Raw genomic sequence first — 21848 nt, forward strand, 5'->3', positions numbered from 1 at the left:
TATCGAGGTTATTCGTCGGCTCATCCAGCATGAGTAGCTGCGGCACCGGGTTGGCCAGAAGTACCTGTGCCACCGCGGCACGGAAGCGCTCACCTCCGGATAAATCCCCAATGCGCTGATGTACGCTTTCGCGACGGAAGAGCAGGCGCGCCAGCTGGTCACGCAGATGCTGTTCGCTCGCACCGGGATTCGCCCTCTGTACGGTTTCAAGGAGGGTGAGCTCCGGGTCGAGGATGATGCGCTGCGGTAGGTATGCGGTGTTGTCCAGGCGGTAGAGCACTTGGTATGCAGGCGGCACTGGGGAACGGTAATCAGGGTCATTCGCGTGCGCTATCGCGTTGAGAAGCACAGTCTTGCCACTGCCGTTTGCTCCCGTGATGTGCATGTGTTCGGGTCCGGTCAGGATAAGAACCTCGGGAAAATCTTGGATTTGAAGCAGATAATCAACTTTATATGGTTGTGTTTCACGTGAAACGGTGTTTTGGGTGTATGCATTCTTAAGGTCGGCGCTCTGCGGTGTAGATGCGCAAGAGTCGTTCTTCACCCGATGTAATTCCAGTACTTTCCGCCCCAATGGGAGCGCATCCTGAACAAGTTCCAGATAGATACGCTCCTGCACGCGCAGGTTCTCTTGGGCTTCTCCAACTGCCGCCCGCGCATCCGCCACCATGCTTTCGTGGGCTGTGTGAAGTTTCCCGGCAGAGCGCTCTGAACTGTTCTTATCCAGACCCATAGCCATGCCAGGTTTCCGCTTTGACCGTTCAAATTCGCGGCCTCGGCGGGCGTTGCGATCGAGCTTAATCTGGTTCTCGGTGCGCTCACGTACAGCCTTACGCGCCTCATTCTTCGCCTCGGTCACGCGACGCTGAGCCGCCTGCTGCTCGGTCTCCAGCGCCTGCCGGTAGGTGCTGTAGTTACCCTCGAAGAGGCGCAGATGAGCCAGTCCCTGACGGTCGGCGTGAAGCTCGGCAATCACGTGCACGCGCTCCAGCAGGTCGCGGTCGTGGCTGATAATGAGCGCCGGGCAGGGCAGCGCCTCCAGTGTCGTGAAGAGCTGGGCTTTCGCCGCGGAGTCCAGGTTGTTCGTCGGCTCGTCGAGCAGAATGAACTCTGGGTCTGAATACAGAAGCGCGGTGAGTGCGGCTGTGACCGTCTGACCACCTGAAAAGGTGCTAAGGGGACGCATCAGAAGGTTGCGACGGGCCTGTGTATCGGTCGTAGTGAGGGCAGGACCAAAACCATGTTCGGCAAGGGCTGCGAGGGTACGGTCTTCAATATCCCAGGCGTCGCCTATGGTGTCGTAAAGGCTGGGGGAATATTCGCCCGATTCCAGCGCATCAAGCGCCTGCAGTATTTTTGTAATTCCAAAAATATCGGCAAGATGCTGATGCCCACTCAACCCTAAATCTTGCGGTAGGTACGCTATGTGCGATGGGGTGCTGATTATGCCTTGACTAGGATTTATGTCGCCAAGAATAAGTCTGAAGAGGGTGGTTTTTCCGGCGCCGTTATCGCCGATAAGCCCGGTGAGTGGCGCAGAAAATACCGCGGAAAGGTCCGCAAAAAGCGGAGGCTGGCTCGGGTGTGCGTACGAAATATGGTCGAGTGTAATGTGACGTGACATGGGCCGAGTTCCTTCGAGTAGGTGCTCGGATTCCTGCCAACGCACATGAAGGCGTGAAGGCATGAAAAAACCCGAGCGTAACGGTGGATGTACCTGTGCCCGGGTGCGTGCGCGCTGATGGAGACACGCAGAAAAATGGACGTGCGCAGAGAATATGCCTGCACAAAAAGCTGCGTGAGCGCGCGAAAAATTCTTCTGAGTCCGGGCTTATGCTCGGTGGGTCATTTCTTTGATGCCTCCTAGATTCCGAATACCGCCCCGGTCGCGCCTTGGGCGGCTTCGGTCAAACGATACATTCAGCTCAGCCAGCTACCCCCACACGGTGGGGTAGCGCGGATAGAGAGCTGATGGCTCCAGCATAGGGAGCGTGCGGGTGCTGAGTCAAACACCCTCCCGCAAAACCTTCTGACAAGTACCGATACCCCCTAGAGAGCACTGGAGAGTACTAGAGAACACAAAAGGAGGGGCGACACCACTCGGTGCCGCCCCTCCTTTTAGGCATTAAATCTGCGCGCGTACAACGCGCGAAACGCTATTACGCCTCGTGGCGCTCACGGTACATGCCCAGCGGGCCCGCATCCGCGTACGCTTGAGCGTCGTTGTAACGGTACAGGCGCGGCGGGCGGTGGCGGGTGCCCTCCACGCGGCGGCCGGTGTCAATAATCGACTTCGACGCCGCAATCTGGCGGCGGAAGTTTGCCGGATCCAGGGTGCGACCCAGAATCGCCTCGTACACCTCACGCAGCTGCGCCAGGGTGAACTCCTCACCCAAGAAAGAGTGCGCAATACGCGAGTACTCGACCTTGTTCTGCAGACGGTAGAGCGCGTACTCAATGATTTCGTTGTGGTCGAATGCCAGCTCGGGCAGTTCATCCACCGGGAACCAGCGGATGTTCTCGTGCACGCGAGTGTTCGCAACCTCGGTGGCGGGAATCGATGCCCAGTACACCACAGAAACCACGCGCTCGTGATCAGTGTCGGGTGCCGGGTCGGGCTCGCCCACAACGCGGGCGGCACGCGCCTCGGGGGTGCGCAGAACGTCACCGAATGCGTAGAGCTGCTCCAGATAGCCGGGCTGCAGGTTGGTTGCGCGCTTCAGGGTCGAAGCCGCCGCCTCTTCGAGGGAAAGATTCGGGTTGAGCGGACCGCCAGGAAGCGCCCACTGGCCCTTATAGGGCTCGCGGAGGCGGCGAACCAGCGGCAGCCACAGGGTCGGGTGGGTTTCGTTTTCCTTGGGGCGCAGTGCCAGAATAACGGTCGAGACGGCGAGGGATACAGAGGTGTGGTCCACGTCGTTGTGCTCTTCGACGGCGACTGCGCCGGGAAGAGGCTGGGATGCGATGCTCATTCAGACCTCCTGTGCGAATGGGTATCGATAGGTGTGCATACCCTACCCATTTTAAGGGGTTAATAGGGTAAAAATGCACGCAAGGCACCCGCTGAGTCGAAAACCGGTACCATCCGCGTCGTGTCAAGGGGAAAAGTTCAGGTACCGGACACACCAAAGCGCCTCTCCTGCCTGTCCAATAGGACAGAGAGGAGAGGCGCTCCAGCGTCTACTTATGCAACATCTAACTATGCAGTTTTAGGTGCATGTCGGGGGTGCAGACTAGTCGATCTGCAGCTCGCCCATAGCGTCCCAGCCCTCGCCGTCAACCAGACGAGAAACAATCTTCGGGGTTGCGGACAGCATGGGGCGCATGTCCTTCAGAGCCTGCTGGAAGTGGTCAGAGTTCACGTGCGGGCCGGCGGCGTCATCGTTGAAAGCTTCGAGCAGAACGAACTCGTTCGGGTCCTCAACACTGCGGGACCACTCGAAGAACTTATTGCCTTCCTCGGCGCGGGTTGCCTCGGTGAAAGCGCGGGTCTTCTCAATCCACTGGTCAGCGTATTCGGGCTTGACGGGGAACTTTACAGCAATGAAAATCATCGGAACTCCTTGGTTGAAGAGTAGATACGTACCCTTCCAGTTTAAGCCCCGGGTGCTCGGTGGCGCTGAAGAATAGGGTGTGAGGCAGCGGTTTTAGCTTGTGGCTTTAACCGCTGTATCGAGTGGCTTTTGTGGTTTAACGAGCCGCCACCTTGAGGACATGCAGCGCGCGTTCCAGCGCCGCACGGTCTGCCGCGATGGCTGCAGCCCTCTGCGGGCTGGCGGAGTCGCCTCCGAACGCCGCGTTGTAGTACATGCCGTCACCCAAAAGCAGCACGGCGCGGGCAATCTGTTCATCACCCAGCTCGGCGAGGACGAGCGCATGCCAGCCATCCTGTACGCGGCTCATGGTCTGCTGGGCGAGCTCATTATTGTTCTGCGCCAGGCGGCTGAGGGCAATGAGGGCACGGTCGAACGGGGTGTTATCCGGCGTGGAGGAATTGATGTAGTAGGCGCTTGCCCCCTCGGGTGCCTGCTTCATCGCCGCGAAGTCCTCTTCAGCCAGGGTGAGGGTGCGTTCTGCGAGCGCCTCAAGGAGCGCCTTCTTGGATGAGAAGTGGTAGAGTAGCCCGCCCTTGGAGACCTTGGCGGCGGTGGCGACGGCGTCGAGGGTTGCGGCGCGTTCTCCCGAGCGAATCAGCAGGTCGACGTAGGTGTCGAGGATGTGTTCGCGGGAGTTGTTGGCGCGCTGTTTGCGGTGGTTGGGGGTGGTCATGGGTACCAGTCTAACCGCTTGAAACTATACCGTCCAGTTGGTATAGTTAATCTTCGTTTATGGACCCGCCCGGACCCCTAAAACTTCCGGGTAAGCCCCGAAAACCTCACTAAAAGACCTAGCCCAAAAGACAGGCCGAGCTGATGCCGCCGCGTCCGCCGCATCAGCCGACACCTTATAGACGCACGAAAACAACCCATGACGAATCACAATCCGCACACCACGGCTCTGCCTATTCACGCCCCCGACCAGAAGACCAAGCGCTGGGCGGCACTCGGTGTGCTCATGCTCCCGGTGCTCCTGGTCTCCATCGACAACACAGTGCTTGCCTTCGCGGTGCCCGCAATCGCTAAGGCGCTGAGCCCCTCCTCCGCGGAACAGCTGTGGATTGTTGATGCCTACCCGCTGGTGCTCTCCGCCCTGCTCGTGCCCATGGGCGCTATCGGTGACCGCATCGGCCGCCGTAAGCTGCTGCTCATCGGCTCGACCGGCTTCGCGGCAATCTCTGCGCTCGCGGCGTTCGCGCCCTCCGCGCTGATGCTCGTGGTTGCCCGTGCCCTGCTCGGTATTTTCGGTGCGATGCTCATGCCGGCAACCCTGTCGATTATTCGCAATATCTTTGTGGATGCGACCGAGCGCCGCATCGCTATTGCCGTGTGGGCTTCGGGCTTCTCGGCGGGTGCGGCGCTGGGCCCGATTGTGGGTGGTTTCCTGCTGGAGCACTTCGACTGGGGTTCGGTGTTCCTGCTCGCTGTGCCGATTCTGATTCCTCTGCTGATTCTCGCCCCGATTATGGTTCCCGAGTCGAAGGACCCGAACCCCAGCCCGGTGGATCCGCTGAGCATCCTGCTGATTATGACCGGCATGACCGGCATTACCTTCGGTCTGACTCACACCTCCGAAACCGGGTTCGATGCGGTGGCTATCAGCACCATCCTTGCCGGCCTGTGCTTCATTGTCCTGTTCGTGCTGCGTCAGCTCAACCGCGAGAAGAACGATATTCAGCCCATGCTGGATGTGCGCCTCTTCCGCAACACCGTGTTCACCGGCGCGATTACCGCAAACCTCATCTCCATGATGGTGGACGTTGGCTTCATCTACTTCGCCTCCCAGCACCTGCAGTTGGTCTCCGGTCTGCCGCCCATGTACGCCGGTATGCTGCTGATTCCCGGTACCCTGGCGATCATTATCGCCGGTCTGGTGATTGCGCGCGTGGCGGTGCACTTCCACCCGGCGCAGGTGGTGTCTTTCGGTCTGGCGCTCCACGCTGCCGCGTTCGCGGTGCTCGCCTTCCTGGGTGCGCACAACGACTTGGTGATTATCCTGATCTTCATTGTGCTCGGTACCGGCATCGGTATTGCGCAGACCATTTCGAACGACCTGATGCTCTCCAGCGTGCCGCCGCGTAAGGCTGGTGCGGCATCCGCGATCTCGGAGACCTCCTACGAGACAGGTACGGTGCTCGGCACCGTCATCATTGGTGGCATGCTCACCGCCGTCTACCGCGCAAATGTGGTTGTACCCGACGGCCTGGATGAGACTCTCGCCGACCACGCCCACGAAACCCTCGGCGGTGCCGTGTCCGTCGCCAGCCATGTAGGTGGCGAGCAGGCGAACCAGCTGCTCTCCTCCGCATTCGCTGCCTTCGACTCGGGCGTGGTGCTGAGCTCCGCATTCAGTGCCGTGCTCATGGGTGTTATGGCTGTCATCAGCTACCTCATGATTCGTAAGGCACCGCGCGAAATGAAGCCCGCTGAGCACTAAATCTTGATAGATAAGCCCTGCCTCCTGTTGCTCTTAAGCATCGGGAGGCGGGGCTATTTTACGCACCCACCTGCGCATTTAAAGGTTCAGCACAGGTGCCGGTGGTACGGTAAAAACAGTAGGCTCACGCCCGAAAAAGTCGCCCGAAAAAGACAGAGGAACCAACGGCTCCACACACTCAAGGAGGAACGCCACCATGGGACTCAAAGACTGGATTGCACCCTTCATTACACTGCTGATTGGTGCCAGCACCATCTTCATCTCCTACAAGAACTACCAGGCGCAGGCGGCGGCAAAACCCTCCGAACTGGCGCGACTGGAACTGTGGAGCAAGCTCCTCACCGAAGCCGGCTTGGACCTCAACGCCCTACCCGACCCCGAAAAGCTCACCTCCGACCAGCGCGTCGTCCTCGAAAACTACCGGGTCTTCCTCAAGCGTGCGTCCCTCGAATCGAAGCTGCGTAAAGTTGGCATCGACAGCAACCGTATCTTCAGCCTGCTCATGAAGCGTGCGCACTCTTCCGTGAAGCCTACGCCCATCCCCATTGGCGACTCGATTAGCTACTACCGCCTGATTCTACGTGCCCTGCTGTACATTTGGGTTCCGCTGGCCGTGATTTTCATCGGCGTGCCCATCATCGTGGTCACCATCGCCTACCTGATTGGCCTGTTCACGAACCACCGCGGCAATCTGTCTGACTTTGCACTCTCCCCGCTCGCCGTGGTGCTCCTGATTGTTGGTGCGGTCGCCGTCGGTGCCCTCGTGTACCTGCAGAACCGCATTATCTCCGCCATTATCGCGAACAATGTGTACTTTTACTTCTGGGATATTTACGGCTCCAAGAAGGGCGCTCGCGACTCCAAGGACGCCTACAGCGAGCGCCTGGCGGCTAAAACCTACGCCGACCAGCTGTTCCTCGGTCAGCAGGAGTTCGCTCACCAGTTCCGCGAGAACATGTACATGGCGGGTATTCAGGAGATTGATGAGTACCCGCGCGTGCTCAGCGACAGCGTGATGCTGCCGCGCAACTACCGGGTTGCGGAAACCACCGAGGGTGAGGACCGTATCGACCGCTTCGTGAACTGGGTGCGCTCCAAGATTGGTTTTGAGCGCCTGGAACCGCGCATCATCTACAGGCTCGAACATAAGGACGCGCACAAGGATGCGAAGAAGGAATCCGCGCACGGTGAGCCGGTAGCTACTGAGCAGGGTGTTTCTGGGCAGCCCGTAGAGACTCCGGCTCAGAATCAGCAGGAGGCTCCGGAGGCGCCTGTTTCGGAGGAGCCCATCGTTGCGGAGATGCCCGTTAACGCGCCTGCCGAGGATCCGGCTGATGCACCCACCGAGCCCGTCACCGGAAGCGCTACCGAAACCTCCGCCACAGTTGCCGTATCTGGGGCAGACGACCCCACGGAGGCGTTCACCCGCATCCCGCACGATACTGCCAGTGAGGAACCCGGCGCTGAGAAGCCCAAAAACTAAATAGCCGCCCGGAGCGCAGAAAAACCCCGCAGTGCCGGAATCTGGGCATGAGAAAAGGGTCGCAGCCTACGAATCGCCATTGAATCGTAAGCGTGCGACCCTTTTCCTTTCCCTTCAAGGAGGAGCAGAATCGGAGGTACCGCCCGACCAAGAAGAGTCAAATGATGCGCCCCTCCACCAGTAGAGGTTGCCTGGCAGAAGAACCCGCAAGAGCGGATCGGCAGAGCGCCCGGTGGAGGGTGCATCATGCTTGAGGAACCGTCCCTAAACCCACCAAAGAACGGGTTGAGGGAACAGGAAACCCCGAGCTGGCGTATCTCTTGAATCTTCAGAAAATCCTGTATCTTCAGACAATCTAGTCTCTTCAGAAAATAACTACATCTCGGGGCAGGGGGAGGGCGATTCGCGCTCCGGGTGGGACCTACCCTCTCCCACCCGGAGGCGAATCGTGGGGATGTTCGCAGTGTAATGAAGACATCCCACCGAAATCCCTAACGAAAGTTTGGGGTTTCAGTATGAGCGGTATATGAGCCTACCGCAGTCTATGCCGCAACCTCGGGGTCGCGGGAGATAACAACCTTCACCACGTTGTGCTCAGCAGCGTGGGAGAACAGGTTGTACGCCTCCTCGAACTGGTCGAAAGTGAAGCGGTGGGTTGCCATTGCCTTAGCGTTCAGGCGACCCGAGCGAACCATGTTCAGTAGGTTACCGACGGTGTTGCAGTTGACCAGACCCATGTTGATGCGAACGTTAGAAATCCACATGGTGTTCAGGGGCAACTCGACGGGCTTGCCGTGCACGCCAGCGTTAGCGATGTTGCCGTAGGGGCGAACAATCTTGGTGCAGGTCTCGAAGGTCTGCGGAACACCCACAGCCTCAATAGCCACGTCCACGCCTAGGCCGTCGGGGGAGAGAGCCTTAATCTTCTCGATGAAGTCCGGGTCGCCCGCGTTGACCTTATCGGTTGCGCCCAGCTCCAGTGCCTTGTTCATGCGGTTGTCGTCGAAGTCGACGGTGATGACGCGGCCGGCACCGCAGAGGTTAGCGGTCATGATTGCGCCCAGACCCACGGGGCCTGCACCCACGACAGCGACGGTGTCGCCGGGCTTGGTGTTGCCGTTCAGAATACCGATCTCGAAGCCGGTGGGCAGTGCGTCGGTGAGGAAGAGGACGTCCTCATCGGTCAGACCCTCCGGAACCAGGTGGACCGAGGTCTCTGCGTAGGGAACACGCACGTACTCTGCCTGGGTGCCGTCAATCATGTAACCGAAAATCCAGCCGACACCACCAACGGTCTGGCAGTGCGAAGGCTGGTTCGCCTTACAGTAGGAGCACTTACCGCAGCTGGTCACGGCGGGGATGATGATGCGGTCGCCGACCTTCAGGTCAGTCACCGCGGAGCCAACCTCGGTAATGGTACCGACAGCCTCGTGGCCCAGGATGCGTCCGTGGTCCACCTCGGGGCAGTCACCCTTCAGGATGTGCAGGTCAGTACCGCAAATGGTGGTGGTGTCGACACGGGCGATAACGTCCGTGGGCTCAAGAATGGTGGGGTTCGGGACTTCCTCCCAGGCGCCCTTCTGGTCGGGGCCGTGGTATACATATGCCTTCATGATGACTCCTTCTTTGAAGCTCTAATGAGGGTGCAGTGACTGCTTTATCACTACATGTATCAACCCATAAGAAATATTTGATAGGTTGTATTTTCATTAAACCCGACGTGTTGAATTATGCGCTTTTATTACGCGGAGTGTATCTTTTGGTTCTTTAAACATGAACATGATTCACTTTGGGTATTTAAGACCTGTAAAAAACGCACGAGGCGCACCCCCCAAACAGGGATGCGCCTCGTGCGTTTACTTGTGCGTTTAATCGAGAAAAGTTGGATTGAGTCGAGGTTGAGCTGAGTTTAATTCTTCAGCTGGGCACGCGCTCGCGAACGAACCGCCGTCACCGCCCACACCAGCACAAAAGCCGCCACCATCGACAGCACAATCGTGCCACCGGTCGGCAGGTTAAACGCCCACGACAGGTACAGGCCAACAATCGAACAGATACCGCCAAACACCGGCGAGAACACCATCATCGACCCCAGTCGGCGGCACGCCAGGCGGGCAGCCGACGCCGGAATCACCAGAAGCGCCAACACCAGCACATTACCGAGCGTCTGCAGACCCAGCACCACAGAAATGGTTACCAGAACGTACAGCACAATATCCAGGGCAAGCACCGGCAGGCCCATCGCGCGGGCGCTCTCACGGTCCAGGCTGACCGTCACAATTTGGCGGTGGAACAGCCACAACACCAGCAGAATAACGGCACCCATAATCGCGGCCTGGGTAATGTCCTCATTCGAAACACCCACAATCGAGCCGAACAAGAAATCCTGCACCGACCCCGAATAGCCCGGTGCCAACGAAATAATCACAATACCCAACGCAAAAGATGCCGCGAAGAAAATACCGATCACGGAATCCTCGCGTAGCCGCTGATTCTGGCTAAAAATAGCCACCAGAATAGCCGTCACCACGCCCGCGGTCAGGCCGCCCACCATCAGGTTGCCGCCCAGCACGAACGCCACCGCAAGACCCGGGAACACCGAGTGCGCCACCGCATCGCCAATGAAGACCATGCCGCGCATCAGCACGTGGCAGCCCACCACGCCGGTCACCACCGACGCGAGTAGCACCGCCGCCAGGGCGCGCGGAAGGAACGCCAGAGACGGGTTGAACAGGTCGGCAAGAAAATCAATAGGAGTAATCAACGGGCACCCCCGGTAGAAGCAGTATGGGCGGGGGAGAGAGAATGATCAGAAGCGCAGGAATCGGGCAACTCGTGGCCGTACTCATCCAGCGCACCACCGGCACAGGTGAAGCCCGTGCGGGCGTGACCCTGCGCCTCCTCAATATCGTGACCGTGCAACCACGTATGCAGCTGCTCCAGGCTAAAGGAGTCCGCCGGACCATCCAGGTGAATATTGCCGCGCACACCGCACAGACGCGAGCAGGACTCACGCGCCGCCAGCATGTCATGCGTAGACATCAGAATCGTGATGCCCTCGCCCGCCAACTCACGGTACAGGCGAGTCAGAGTGGTCTGAGTCGGCGCGTCCACGCCCGTAAACGGCTCATCCAGCAGCAGCAGGGAGGGGTTCGCCGCCAAAGCGCGCGCCAAAAGAACCCTCTGACGCTGACCACCGGAAAGCTCCGCGATGGAAGCATCCTGCAGATGCAGAACATCGGTGCGTTCCATCGCCGAAAAAACCTGCACCCAATCCTTCTTCGCCGGGCGGCGGAAGAACCCAATCTCACGCACGCGACCGGTCATCACCGTGTCCTTAACAGTCAGCGGAAAATCCCACTGGAACTGGTGCTTCTGCGGCACATAACCAATATGCGCACGCGCCACACGCGGCGACTCACCCAGCACCCGAACCTGACCGGACGCCGGGCGAATCAGACCCAAAATGGTGCGCAGCAGCGTGGTCTTACCGGCACCATTAGCACCAATCAGACCCGCAAACTCGCCGCGCTCCAGGGTCAGGGACAGATCCTTGAGGATGGAACGGCGCGCGTAGCCGGCGTACAGGTTTGAAATCTCTAGAACAGGTTCAGTACCCGCTGTTACCGATGCGCTCACGAACGGTCACCGCGCACTTCATCCAGTGCCTCACGCTGAGCGGAGGAACGGCGACGGAACGAAAGGAACGCGCCCACGGCAATCACAACTGCCACGCCTGCGGCAATAGCACCCCAGGGGACAGTGAACTCTGCCTTGTAACCGCTCTGGTCGCTCGCTGCGGCGGCAGAAGAGGAGCCGGTGGCCTGGGTGGCGGAGCTAGACGAAGCGTCCGAAGATGCAGAAGAAGCCGAGTTCGAAGAACCGCGCGCCTGCGCCTCCATCGCGTACAGGGTATCGGCGCTCGCGGAGTCACCCACCGCAAACTTCAGGTAGCGGGTATCGGACACGGTCGAACCGTCGGAGAGCTCGGCGCTCGCGGTGACCTTCAGCAGGTACTCGCCCGGGGCGGTGAATACCCAGTTCGCGTGGGTGTGAGTGTTCTTCTCAACCCACAGCTTCTGCGGCTCACTCTTGGTGGAGGACCACAGCACCTGCGGTGCCGAGAAGTTGCCGTTCTCCAGGTACAGGCTGAACGTGCCGGGGCCGCTCACCTGCTCCAGGGTCAGGTTCACGCCGCGGTTCAGCTTGGACACCAGCTGCGGGTCCTGAGTGTTCCAACCCGGCCAAATCACGCCCTTAGTTTCGGTCTGCGGAATGACGTACACCTTAGAGCCGGCGGGTGCGCCCACGAAGGAGTAGCGTGGGTCGTTCGGCACCTCCAGGATGGCCTTATCGCTGCCGCGGTAGATGACCTCGTCCAGGCTGCGCCAGACGGGGGTTTCGCCGTGGTCGTCGTGGAGCATGAGCTCAAACTTACCGTTGTTGAAACGAGGACCCATGTCCACGTGGCCGGCGGAGATTTCGGTGCGGCCGGATGCGACCGGCTGCTCCGCAGACAGGGTCTGGGTGAGGGCGCGCTCGCCGCGGCTGAGGTTGCTGTCGCTCGGCTGAGCCGAGGCGCTCTCAGCGGTTGCCGGGGTGGTCTCCGCGTGTGCCACACCCAGGGGCGCGAGCATGAGGCTGGCGCCCAGAGCCAGGGCGGGCAGGGCGCGGCTACGTGAGGAGCGGGAGGGGGTGGTTGAGTTCATCATGAGGACTTCCTTGGATCATGACCGAAACGGTGTGTGAAAGATTATCTATATGCTGATATGGCTATGTATGCTAGTGAGTAGCTTAAATTCGGGTTACGAGGTGCTCGCCTCCGAGCAGCTGACACCCGAAGAGTCGCCGCCGGAGCCGTCCCCGGAACTAGCCCCCGAGCACAGCGCAATCGTGTGAGCATTCGCCAGCATCATCTGCGCGTAGTGGGGGGCCTGGGCATCCAGGGTGTCCGAATAGAGCACCCCGGTACGCACCTGCGCCTCCCGAGCCAGCTCCGTGAGAACCGGTGAACGCATTGCCGTGGACTTATCCAGATAAATCGCTGGAACCTTCAAATCCTCGACCGTGCGACGCAGGCGCTGACGCTGCTGAATACTCGGCTCGCCGCTGGCACTGGCACTCACAAAACCGGCAATGTGCAACCCGTAGGTACTCGCCAGGTAGCGGTAGCCGTCGTGCGTGGTGACCAGGTTGCGCGCCGACTCCGGCAGGGCCCCGTACACCTGACGCAGCTGAGCGTCCAGGGCGTCAAGCTCCTTCATGACCTGCTCGGTGCGGGTCGCGTACTCGCTCGCACCCTCCGGATCGGCGGAGGTGAGCGCGTCACGAATGACCTGCACGCTCGCCTTCGCGTTCGGCACCGAATGCCAAATGTGCGGGTCGATTTCGCCGTGCACGTGCTTGCCCAGAACGGCCTGCGCCAACAGATACACCTGACCGCGATGCTCCGAAGCACCCGACCGCAGGAAACGGTAGCTACCGCCGGCGGGCACCTCCTGCAGGGTGCGGGAGGGGACCGCGACCACGGTGCGGTTCAGTTCGTGCTCTACGGCGCCCTGGGAGGAATCCGCGCGAAGCACGAGCCTGCCGTCGCCGGTACGTGCCGTAATATCGGCGTGACCTGCGGAAAGAACCTTGATGTCCGAGGCAGAAACGTTCTGTTCCTTCGCCAGACGGTCCACCAGCTGTTGCGGGTCACGACCGACCGCGCAGTACAGGGTGCCGCGCGAAGAACGCACCGACTCCGGGGCCTTGACCGCGGTGGCGCTCAGCTCAATGGCGTACTCGCCGGCATCACTAAACGCCCACGACAGGTGCGTATGCGCCTGCAACGGAAGCTCCAGCGAGCCCATATCGCCGGTGCGGACCGCGGTGTCCCCCTCACGGGTGAGGTTCACGCCGCGCGCATGCGAATCGCACAGCATCTCCACCGCACCGAAGGTCTGCGTAATGAACGCCGCCAACTGCGCATTCGACGAATCGGTAGAGGTGCGCGCCCGCACGCTCTGCACCTCAAAGCGCATGCCCGCATCCGAAGAATCGGCGGGGGCAGATTCGTTCTGCCCGCCCTCTTCAACACGCAAACCCAGCCAGATGGAGTCCAGGGAGGCATCCTCAACAATGGCTTCCAGCTTGCCGCCGTACTGCTCAATCTTCTCCGCAACCGCCACGGACACAACGCCTGCGGGCAGGTTCGCCTCAACCATTTTGCTGAGCTTACGCTGCTCCAGCAGCAGACCGTTCGTCAGGGCGCAGCGGGCGTAGGCGACATCGCGGATATCGCGCAGGCTTGGCTCATACGAGTGCGGGTCAGCACCGGCGGGCACCAGGGAGTGCACGCTGGCGCGCTCGCCGGCAATCTGCTGCGCCAAATCCGCCAGAATCGGAGTCGTGGCGACCACGCGCATCCGGTCGGAGGAGACGTTCACGGTGCTGGCGCATCCGCTCAGCGCGAAGGCACCAGCCCCCACCCCCGCGCCCACCGCAATACGGGAGGCGAGAGTGAGGGCGGTACGCCGACTATAGGTGTGCGCGCCGGTATGCCCGCTATGCGGTGTCACCGCTGCGGCCCTTTCGGCATGCCGAACGCAGAATCATGGCACCGAGTGCCAGCGCCAGAATGGAGGTGCTGACCATGAACGGGTCGATGACCACACCGGTGTTCGGCAGCTTACCCGCCGCGGCTGCCTTCTGGGCGTTGGCGAGTTCCTGGTTGGTCAGGGCGCAATCCTCACCGGAGGCGGTCTTACCGACGATGCGCACCTTGGATCCGTCGGGCTTGGTGACGATGCCGGTGGCTTCGTCGACGGTGCCGTTGACGGGGTTCTTTGCGGTGCTCTTCTCGCCGCTGTTGTTAGCGCCGTTAGCGTTGTTGCCGCCGTCCTGCTTGGTTTCTGCCGCACCCTGCGCGTTGTTGCTTGCCGGGGCGTTATCGGGGTTGCCGACGGTGAAGTGCAGAACCGATTCGCTGCTGACCTGCTGGCCGTTCTTCAGGCGTGCAGTCCAGCCGATGGTCACGGTGTAGCGACCCTCAGCGGTGAACACCCAGTTGCTGTGCTGGTGGGTGTTTGCGGGCACCTGGAAGGAGCCGCCGCTACGCGAATCGAAGACCTTCTGACCGGCGGAACCGAAGTTGCCGGAGAGGAAGGTGGACATGGTGCCGGGGCCCTCAAAACCGTTGAGGCTCATGGTGACGGGGCCGTCGAGCTGCTTGAGCAGTTCGGGGTCCTGGGTGCTCCAGCCGAGCCAGGGCACGCCCTGCTGCTGGGTTGCGCCGATCATGTGCACGGGGGTGCCCGCCGGGGCGATGTTCTCCATGCCTGCGGGCAGGTTGATCTTCGCGGCGTCATTGAGTACGAACTCGAGGGCGCCGGGGGAGACATGGCGGGCGGGGCTGGTGCGGTCGTCCTTCACGCTGCTGGTGAGGTTGCCGCCGTTGAGGATCGGGCCTACGTCGAAGTGGCCGTGGGTGACTTCTTCACGGCCGCTGTGCTCGGCGGTGTTGACTACGGCGAGGGTGGGGATGCTGGTCGGTGCCTGGGCTGCCTGGTTGCTCTGCTTGTTGTCCTTCTGAGCGTCCTTGGAGTCCTTAGAGTCCTTGGCATCTTCGGCGGGAACCTCGGTGGCGATGCACTGCTGGTTCAGGCTACCGGGCAGACCGGAGGACAGCACACCGTTACCGGTAATGCCGCCGCCGTTGCTGGGCGCGCTGATGTTCTGGGCGTTGGAGCCCTTCACACTGGATCCCTTCGCGCTGGTGGCATTGCCGTCCTTGTTTTCACCCTTGTCAGAGCCGTTATTGGTGTTGTCAGTGCCGCTGATAGCGGTTACACCGGATCCACCCTGGGATGCCTGCTCACCATTCGCTGCCGCCTTTGCGCCGTTCGGGTCGGTCACCTGCGCGGCGTTCTGGCCGTTCACGGATCCATCCACGCGGCGAATACCGGTGGATGCGCTCGCCTCAGCAGAAGCGCTCGCCTCAGCACTTGCGGAGGTAGATGCGCTGGGGCTGCCGGTGGCGCTCTCGGTGGCGGTGGTGCTCGCCTCGGGGGTAGTGGTTGCCTCGCTCGTGGCGTCCTTGGTTGCTTCCTTTGCGGCGTTCTGTGCGTTCAGGAGCTTGAAGCCGTCCTCAGCGTTAGTGCCCACGGCGATGGTGTAGGTCGCCTCGGAGCTGACCGGGGTGCCGTCGGCAAGGGTTGCGGTGGCGCGGAACGTCAGCTGGTAGATGCCTGCGCGGGTGAATGCCCAGCTGAGGTGCTCGTGACCGCCAGAGGTGATGGTGTGCGGTGCGAGCTTGTCGTTGGTGCTGAAGACGCGCGGGTTGTCGCGACCGGATTCGGTGAAGACTTCGGCGCGGCCGCCTTCGGGTACGCTGCTGCGCACGAGTTCAAGGTTGATGGTGTTGTCCTTGAGCGCGCCGGGGCGGATTCCTTCCGCACCGAGGCCGGGGTAGAGCAGGCCGCGGGTGCGGGTGGAGGGAATGTAGAAGATGTCGGTGCCTTCGGGGGCAATGTAGTCGTAGCCTGCTACGACGTTGGTGTGTGCATCCTCGACGTCGGGCAGGTGGAAGACGGTGCGGGCGGGGTTGAATCGTCCCTGCTGGCCGGGGGCGGTGTCTGCGAGGGTTCCGAGGGTGAACTGGTTGCCGTCGAGGAATGCGTTGAGCATTTCGGTGTGTACGCCTGCGATGACGTAGTCGCCTTCGTAGTTGACATAACCGCGCGACTCGGTGCCCGCCTGGGTGTTTGCCTGGGTGCCGACCTGGTTTTCCTGTGCCTGTGCGGCGGTGAAGGTGCCGACCTGGGGGAGGGCGAGGGGTGCCCCGAGTGCGAGGGTGCATCCGAGGGTGGTTGCGCTGAGTAGGCTCAGGGGTTTGGTGCGTCCTTGCATGGTGGCTCCTTGGATGACTGCTCGTTGGCTGGCGCGTTGCCCGGTGCTTTCGGGGCTTGCCCGGTACTTTCGGGGCTTGCCCGGTGCTGGGTCCGGCGGCCTGTTGCCGGTTTCCCTCTTGGTTCGGGGTGCGATCTGCCTTGTTTTTCTCTTTGTGGATGTACGTGGTGTGCGTTTTTGGGCGCGCCTCGGCGCACACGTGTTTCTGAGAATCACTATACTCACTTAGGTTCTAAATGACAATTATTTGCAAAAGAGCTACCCTAGGAAATAGAAAAATGAGAAAGGTTGTCATGAGCTCTCAGAAGCAGACCCAACGACGGGTCACCACACACCCCCCCGCACTCTTCGTCCCCGGCGGCAAGCCTGCCCTCCGCCGCGCAGCCGCATTCCTCTCCGCCGCAGCGCTGCTCGCGCTCGCCGGCGCTGCCCCCTCCCTGCCCGCCGCAGCAGGCCCCGACGACGGCAAAATCGTCACCACCAAGGGCCACGTTGACGCCCCCAAGGCATACTGGGACGAGCAGAACGGCACCTTCGTCCTCATGAACGAGGCGAACCCCTACAAGACCGGCGCAGACACCTACGAACTGGACAAGACCGTCAACTGGGTCGGCAAGGGCTACAGCACCAGGGACGGCAAGTCGCAGTACACCATGACCCTGGGCGACTCGCCCTCCCTGGCGTTCCTCGGCGAACCCGGCCAGACCCTCTACATGGCACCGCACCTGACCTACGGCAACCAGGACCCCATCTGGGCTGGCCTGGGCGCATCCACGAAGGTGCCCACCGAGCGTTTCCGTGACGGCGTGTTCGCTACCGACATTCTCTCCGTTGAGGGCCCCGGCCGTATGGAGCTCTTCCGCTACAACCCGGACGACGCCCCCGCTGACGTGTACCGCATGCTCTCCAGCAGCTCGACCGGTTGGCACTCCTGGCTGCTCGACAAGGGTAGCCACACCCACAACACCACGACCTTCACCCGCCCCGGCCGCTACGTGGTCACCTACCGCACCGTGGCGCGCTCCACCGACGGCCGCATCATTAGCTCCAAGCCGTCGAAGCTGGTCTGGCAGGTTGGCGGCATGCAGCCCGTGCTCGGTGACGGCACCCCCACCGCCGTGCCCACGGTCGACCGCTACAACGCGGCACCCGTTGGTGACCTGGACGCCGCAAAGTACGTGCTGTCCGTGGCACCGCACCGCCTGGATGCCGACCCGGCTAAGAACAAGGATGCCGACGACAAGCTCAGCGACATCACCTTCACCGCCGCGAACAAGAACCTCAAGGGCACCCTGACCCTGTACAACAACGGCTACTTCCTGACCGACCTGCCGGTCGTGAACGGTACCGCCACCTGGTCTGAAATGCTCGGTAGCGAGGGTTCTCAGCTGCAGGCGGTCTTCACCCCCGACACCTCCGACGAGAATAGCGCGGAGGCGTCCCGCTGGATCTCGCACAAGCTCACCTACGAGCCCGGCAAGGCTGAGAGCGTGTACAGCGATGACGGTAACGGTTCCTGGCCCGAAGAAATCCCGGATCAGGCGAACACCGTACTCAGCACCCAGCAGTACACGCCGACCAGCATGGACTACGACGTGACCGTCACCCCGAACGGCAACGGCTTCAGTACCGTTGAGGTCCGCTTCAAGGACCCGAAGGTGCGCGGCTTCATGCGTGGCGGATTCTACGCCCAGGATGACCCGGTCTACCCGTACCTCGACCTGGAAGGCTCCGTCGAGGATGGTGTGGCGCGCTTTACCTTCCGTGACGAGTCGTTCTACAAGGGCACGGCTCTGCGCGTGAAGATGCTGACCCACCCGGATATGAACGCTTCCGCCTCCACCACTGAGGTTGCGGCGAACTACGAGCCGGGCACCAAGTACACTGCGCACGGTGCGTTGGCTCCCGATAGCGCACCCATTGGCGATGCGCCGAAGCCTGCTCCGGTGGATCCGTCGCCGAGCGCTGAGCCTACCGTTGCGCCCTCTGCCGAGCCTTCTGCTGAGCCGAGCGAGGCTCCCTCCGAGGCGCCCAGCGAGGCTCCGACCGCTGAGCCCAGCACCGTACCGTCGGTGTCCCCCAGCGAGGTTCCGACCGTGCCCGCGGTGCCGACCGCCTCCGCAGAGCCGAGCGTACCTGCTCCGGCACCCTCCACTCCGGCACCGACGACTCCGGCGCCCGCGAACCCGACTCCGAGCGCACCTGCTCCGACTAGCCCGGCACCGTCTGCTCAGCCGTCCACCCCCGGAACCCCTGGTAACCAGTGCGTGCCCGGTCAGATTGACGGCCGCGCCAAGATTTCGAAGGGCCACCTGGACATTCAGGCGACCCTGAAGGATCGCCAGCTGTCCGTGGGTCTGCGCGACAACAGCGGCATCATTGACGCTGATTCGACCGTGCGCCCGCTTGATTCGGTCGTGTGGACTGTCAGCGAGAACGCCCGCCGTGTGCGCACCGAACGCATGGCTGACGAGAAGCTGAACTTCATGGGCCCGGTCGGCACCGCGTTCTACGGCCTGCCGCAGACCCAGCAGAGCGGCCTGCCCTGGCCCGGCTACAACACGCAGGACATTGACTACTCGCAGCTGCGCGGCCCGGTGCGCCTGCACGTGGTTCCGAAGGTCATGCCTGAGGGTGCGCGCTTCGGCATGTTCACTGAGTCGCTGAATGGTGCGGATGTGCTGCTGGATTCGACGACCGGCAAGACCACGATCGACATTGATTACGCGACGCACGCGCACGCGAACTGGGTGTTCTCTGAGCCCGGCCAGTACATGTTTGATGTGCACTATTCCGCGACCCTGGCTGATGGTACTGAGGTGAACAGCCCGGTGCAGCAGCTTGCGGTTGCTGTGGGTAAGAAGGCGTCGGATGCGTGCTCGTTTGAGACTGCCGTGCCGAAGGACCCGAATGCGGCTAAGGACGACTTTAGTGGTGTGCGCCGTGTGGATTCGGCAACCCCGGGCGGTACCGCTGGTGCTAACCAGCCCGGCTCCGCGCAGTCTGGTGCCGCGCAGTCTGGTCAGTCCGGTCAGGCTGGTGCTTCTGGTGCTGCCGGTGATGTAAATGCGCAGGGTTCGGCTGACGGTTCTGCTGGCGGCGTGTACCCGGGCGGTATTTCCGGCGGCGGTACTGGTGGCGGCTCTTTGGGTCAGTCCGGTGTGTCTGCTGCGTCGGGTGGCGTGAGCTCCCAGCAGGGCGGCCTGGCGCGTACTGGTTTTGGTGCGGTGTCTGTGGCTGTGGGCGGCGCACTGGTGCTCGGTGCCGGCACTGCGATGGTGCTGCGTTCCCGCCGCCGCGCCTCCTAGCGCTCGCCGCGTGAGGACACGCTGATACGATAAAGCCCCCGCGGCTGAGAGGATGACTCTCGGCCGCGGGGGCTTTATTTTTAGTTTATGAGGTTGTTATTCTTTGATTTCTTCAAAGCGGGTCATATCAAAATCCCGCTCTTTATTAGTTGAATGATTAGCTACATGGAATAGGTACTTTTTTCCTGGCTGTGCGGTTTTAACATATTCAGAAATCTTCCAGCCCTCGGGAGCTGCGTACATCGTGAGAGTGCCGCATTCCTCTGTCTCAAAGACGCCTTTTAATCCGGTGTCAGTCCTTCCACTGACGTCCGTCCCGCGACGCTCTGCTGCGTATGCCTTAGTTACGGTGCAGGTGGCAGTGATGCCATCACTATCATCACGTAAAAATTGAGGAATAACAAAAAGTACATATGCGCTAAGCAGAGTTAAAGCAATTACTAGAATTCTTTCCCGCAATTTATAATTAACTTCCACTTGTTCCCTCACTCTGGATTGGAAATGTTAAATATTAGATTACATGTCATCTAATCTATTCCATTTTCCAGCATCTGGAATGTTCAAAACTTTCATCTTTTCGAAAGATTCGGCATAGTGATCAAGTTTGTCTGACATGTTATTCCTTACTTTAGATCCGGTCTCTAATGTTGTGTTTAGTTTGCCATACCGAATGTTTGTTGCTTCCTCAGGACTCAGTTTTACCGATTTCTTGATGGAAGCCTTTGCAAAATCTTTAGCCCAGTTTTCATATGTTTTTCCACCCAAATCATATATCGTAAATGGTCGACCCTGCATAACTGATTCAATACCATATTGCATAGAATTCTTCAATCCTCCAGTAGCGGTCTCAATCACAGAATCACGGTAATTTTCGGCAAGACCTCTCATAAAGCGCTCCCGATTAGTCTCTTGACCCAAAGGTAACATCATATTTCGGGGCTGAGGAATAGCATTCTTCTTAAGGGATAAATCAGTATACCCATCAATGCCAATCTTCCTCTTCCAATGGCCACTTACTCCAGCACTAAGCCCAGAAGCAGTGGCGCCAGAAATAAACATTCCGGTAGCGCCTAGCGGGTTTTTATCCTTCACATTATCATCCATGTAGTATGAAACCACATTGTTGATGCCGCCCGTAATAGTTTCTTTGGTTACATCTTCAAGGATTTTATCTTTGTTTAACATTCCTCCAAACTTAGTGGCGTGGGGGGTAAGCGCAGATTTGACTGAAGCGGTCGCATTCGTAGCTGCAGCAGATACCTTCGAAGCTGTAGTAGACGCCCGCGAAATTGCAACAGATACCCGCGAAGCAGCAGCGGCAGATGCTCGCGAAGCTGCGGCAGATGCCCGTGAAGCTGTAGCAACTGCCCATGAGTCAGCAATAGTGGCTCGCGAAGCTGCAGCAGATGCCCGTGAAGCTGCCGCGGTAGATACTCGCGAAGCTGCGGCAGATGCCCGTGAAGCAACAGCAACAGACGCCCGCGAAATTGCAGTAGGTATTTTCGAAACCATAGCAGAAGCAGCCTGCTGCATCTCTACAGCCTTTGGAAATTTAGTAGCTAACGCATTTAGCTTCGATACTTTAGTTACTCCATCTGCCAGATTTTTCAAGTTACCCAAACCGCCGGTTACCAAACCAGTTACAGCGCCAGTAATAGCTCCCTTTAACGCTTCCTTACCTGCCTTGGACCAATCTACTCGCTCACCCTTAACTTTCTGCTCAATTACCGACATGCCGGCACCCATAAGCGCGCCAGAAATACCACCAAGAACGGCACCTCCCAAGGGGCCAGTACCAGCACCAACAGCACCAATCACAGCGCCAGCAATGACCATTGCACCGCCAGCCAGGTATTCCAAGCTATCCCTCACAAAGGCGGCAACAGCCTTCTGCTTCTCAAACTCCTCAATCGATACCGGCGACAAACCCCACGGATCCACCAAAGAAACCGGATTACCACCCACCAACGAGAACGGGTCAGCACCCCAACCAGCACCCACCGGCGCAGCCAAAGGATCAGGCGCCGTAAAACGAGCCACACGCGAATCCACCACGCGGGCACCCAATACCTCAAAACCAGTAGAACCCAGCACCACACCCGAAGCCGCAGAAACACCAACCAGCGAATCCG

At 60.3% G+C, this 21848-nt stretch carries 14 protein-coding genes and 1 pseudogene; 3 read left to right on the forward strand and 12 right to left on the reverse strand.

Annotated features, from left to right (window positions below):
- From HMPREF2999_RS03985 to HMPREF2999_RS04000, 4 genes are all read right to left on the reverse strand, one after another.
- A partial coding sequence (locus HMPREF2999_RS03985) for an ATP-binding cassette domain-containing protein (RefSeq protein WP_070697717.1) occupies positions 1-1624 on the reverse strand: 1624 nt, incomplete at its 3' end.
- Positions 1625-2159: 535 nt separating this feature from the next.
- On the reverse strand, positions 2160-2972 hold the full coding sequence (locus HMPREF2999_RS03990; protein ID WP_070675586.1) for an NUDIX hydrolase: 813 nt from the start codon (positions 2970-2972) through the stop codon (positions 2160-2162).
- A gap of 261 nt (positions 2973-3233) precedes the next feature.
- Positions 3234-3554: a putative quinol monooxygenase gene (locus HMPREF2999_RS03995; RefSeq protein ID WP_049328065.1), complete on the reverse strand. Its 321-nt coding sequence runs from the start codon at positions 3552-3554 to the stop codon at positions 3234-3236.
- A gap of 136 nt (positions 3555-3690) precedes the next feature.
- The gene (locus HMPREF2999_RS04000) at positions 3691-4269 is read right to left on the reverse strand and encodes a TetR/AcrR family transcriptional regulator (RefSeq protein ID WP_070675583.1); all 579 of its coding nucleotides are present in this window, start codon (positions 4267-4269) and stop codon (positions 3691-3693) included.
- A gap of 198 nt (positions 4270-4467) precedes the next feature.
- Here HMPREF2999_RS04000 and HMPREF2999_RS04005 point away from each other — a divergent pair, with 198 nt between their 5' ends.
- Complete coding sequence (locus tag HMPREF2999_RS04005) at positions 4468-6033, forward strand: MFS transporter (RefSeq protein WP_070675581.1); 1566 nt, start codon at positions 4468-4470, stop codon at positions 6031-6033.
- Positions 6034-6229: 196 nt separating this feature from the next.
- On the forward strand, positions 6230-7516 hold the full coding sequence (locus HMPREF2999_RS04010; protein ID WP_070675578.1) for an NADH dehydrogenase: 1287 nt from the start codon (positions 6230-6232) through the stop codon (positions 7514-7516).
- Positions 7517-8058: 542 nt separating this feature from the next.
- Here HMPREF2999_RS04010 and HMPREF2999_RS04015 read toward each other — a convergent pair.
- The 6 genes from HMPREF2999_RS04015 to HMPREF2999_RS04040 form a co-directional block, all read right to left on the reverse strand.
- Positions 8059-9129 carry an alcohol dehydrogenase catalytic domain-containing protein gene (locus HMPREF2999_RS04015; RefSeq protein ID WP_070675571.1) on the reverse strand — a complete coding sequence of 357 codons (1071 nt, stop codon included), beginning with the start codon at positions 9127-9129 and terminating at the stop codon, positions 8059-8061.
- A gap of 296 nt (positions 9130-9425) precedes the next feature.
- Entirely contained in the window at positions 9426-10280 is an 855-nt protein-coding gene (locus tag HMPREF2999_RS04020) for an anchored repeat-type ABC transporter permease subunit (RefSeq protein ID WP_070665781.1), read from the reverse strand.
- Positions 10277-11155 carry a metal ABC transporter ATP-binding protein gene (locus HMPREF2999_RS04025; protein WP_070505477.1) on the reverse strand — a complete coding sequence of 293 codons (879 nt, stop codon included), beginning with the start codon at positions 11153-11155 and terminating at the stop codon, positions 10277-10279. The genes HMPREF2999_RS04020 and HMPREF2999_RS04025 overlap by 4 nt, the downstream gene beginning before the upstream one ends.
- Complete coding sequence (locus tag HMPREF2999_RS04030) at positions 11152-12228, reverse strand: TIGR03773 family transporter-associated surface protein (RefSeq protein WP_070675568.1); 1077 nt, start codon at positions 12226-12228, stop codon at positions 11152-11154. Before HMPREF2999_RS04030 ends, HMPREF2999_RS04025 begins: the two co-directional genes overlap by 4 nt.
- Positions 12229-12321: 93 nt before the next feature.
- A complete protein-coding gene (locus HMPREF2999_RS04035) occupies positions 12322-14079 on the reverse strand; it encodes an anchored repeat ABC transporter, substrate-binding protein (protein WP_070675565.1) in 1758 nt (585 codons plus the stop codon).
- The gene (locus HMPREF2999_RS04040; RefSeq protein ID WP_070675562.1) at positions 14066-16408 is read right to left on the reverse strand and encodes a TIGR03773 family transporter-associated surface protein; all 2343 of its coding nucleotides are present in this window, start codon (positions 16406-16408) and stop codon (positions 14066-14068) included. The genes HMPREF2999_RS04035 and HMPREF2999_RS04040 overlap by 14 nt, the downstream gene beginning before the upstream one ends.
- A 293-nt stretch (positions 16409-16701) precedes the next feature.
- Here HMPREF2999_RS04040 and HMPREF2999_RS04045 point away from each other — a divergent pair, with 293 nt between their 5' ends.
- The gene (locus HMPREF2999_RS04045) at positions 16702-19716 is read left to right on the forward strand and encodes a choice-of-anchor M domain-containing protein (protein ID WP_070675559.1); all 3015 of its coding nucleotides are present in this window, start codon (positions 16702-16704) and stop codon (positions 19714-19716) included.
- Between the two features lie 96 nt (positions 19717-19812).
- Here the strand turns inward: HMPREF2999_RS04045 and HMPREF2999_RS04050 are convergent, their stop codons facing one another.
- Both HMPREF2999_RS04050 and HMPREF2999_RS09540 read right to left on the reverse strand, forming a co-directional pair.
- Positions 19813-20193 carry a hypothetical protein gene (locus HMPREF2999_RS04050; RefSeq protein WP_070675556.1) on the reverse strand — a complete coding sequence of 127 codons (381 nt, stop codon included), beginning with the start codon at positions 20191-20193 and terminating at the stop codon, positions 19813-19815.
- Between the two features lie 39 nt (positions 20194-20232).
- Positions 20233-21848 (reverse strand): annotated as a pseudogene (locus HMPREF2999_RS09540) (hypothetical protein); the annotation flags it as partial.

It is taken from the genome of Rothia sp. HMSC066H02 (assembly GCF_001814995.1).
Lineage (GTDB): Bacteria > Actinomycetota > Actinomycetes > Actinomycetales > Micrococcaceae > Rothia > Rothia mucilaginosa.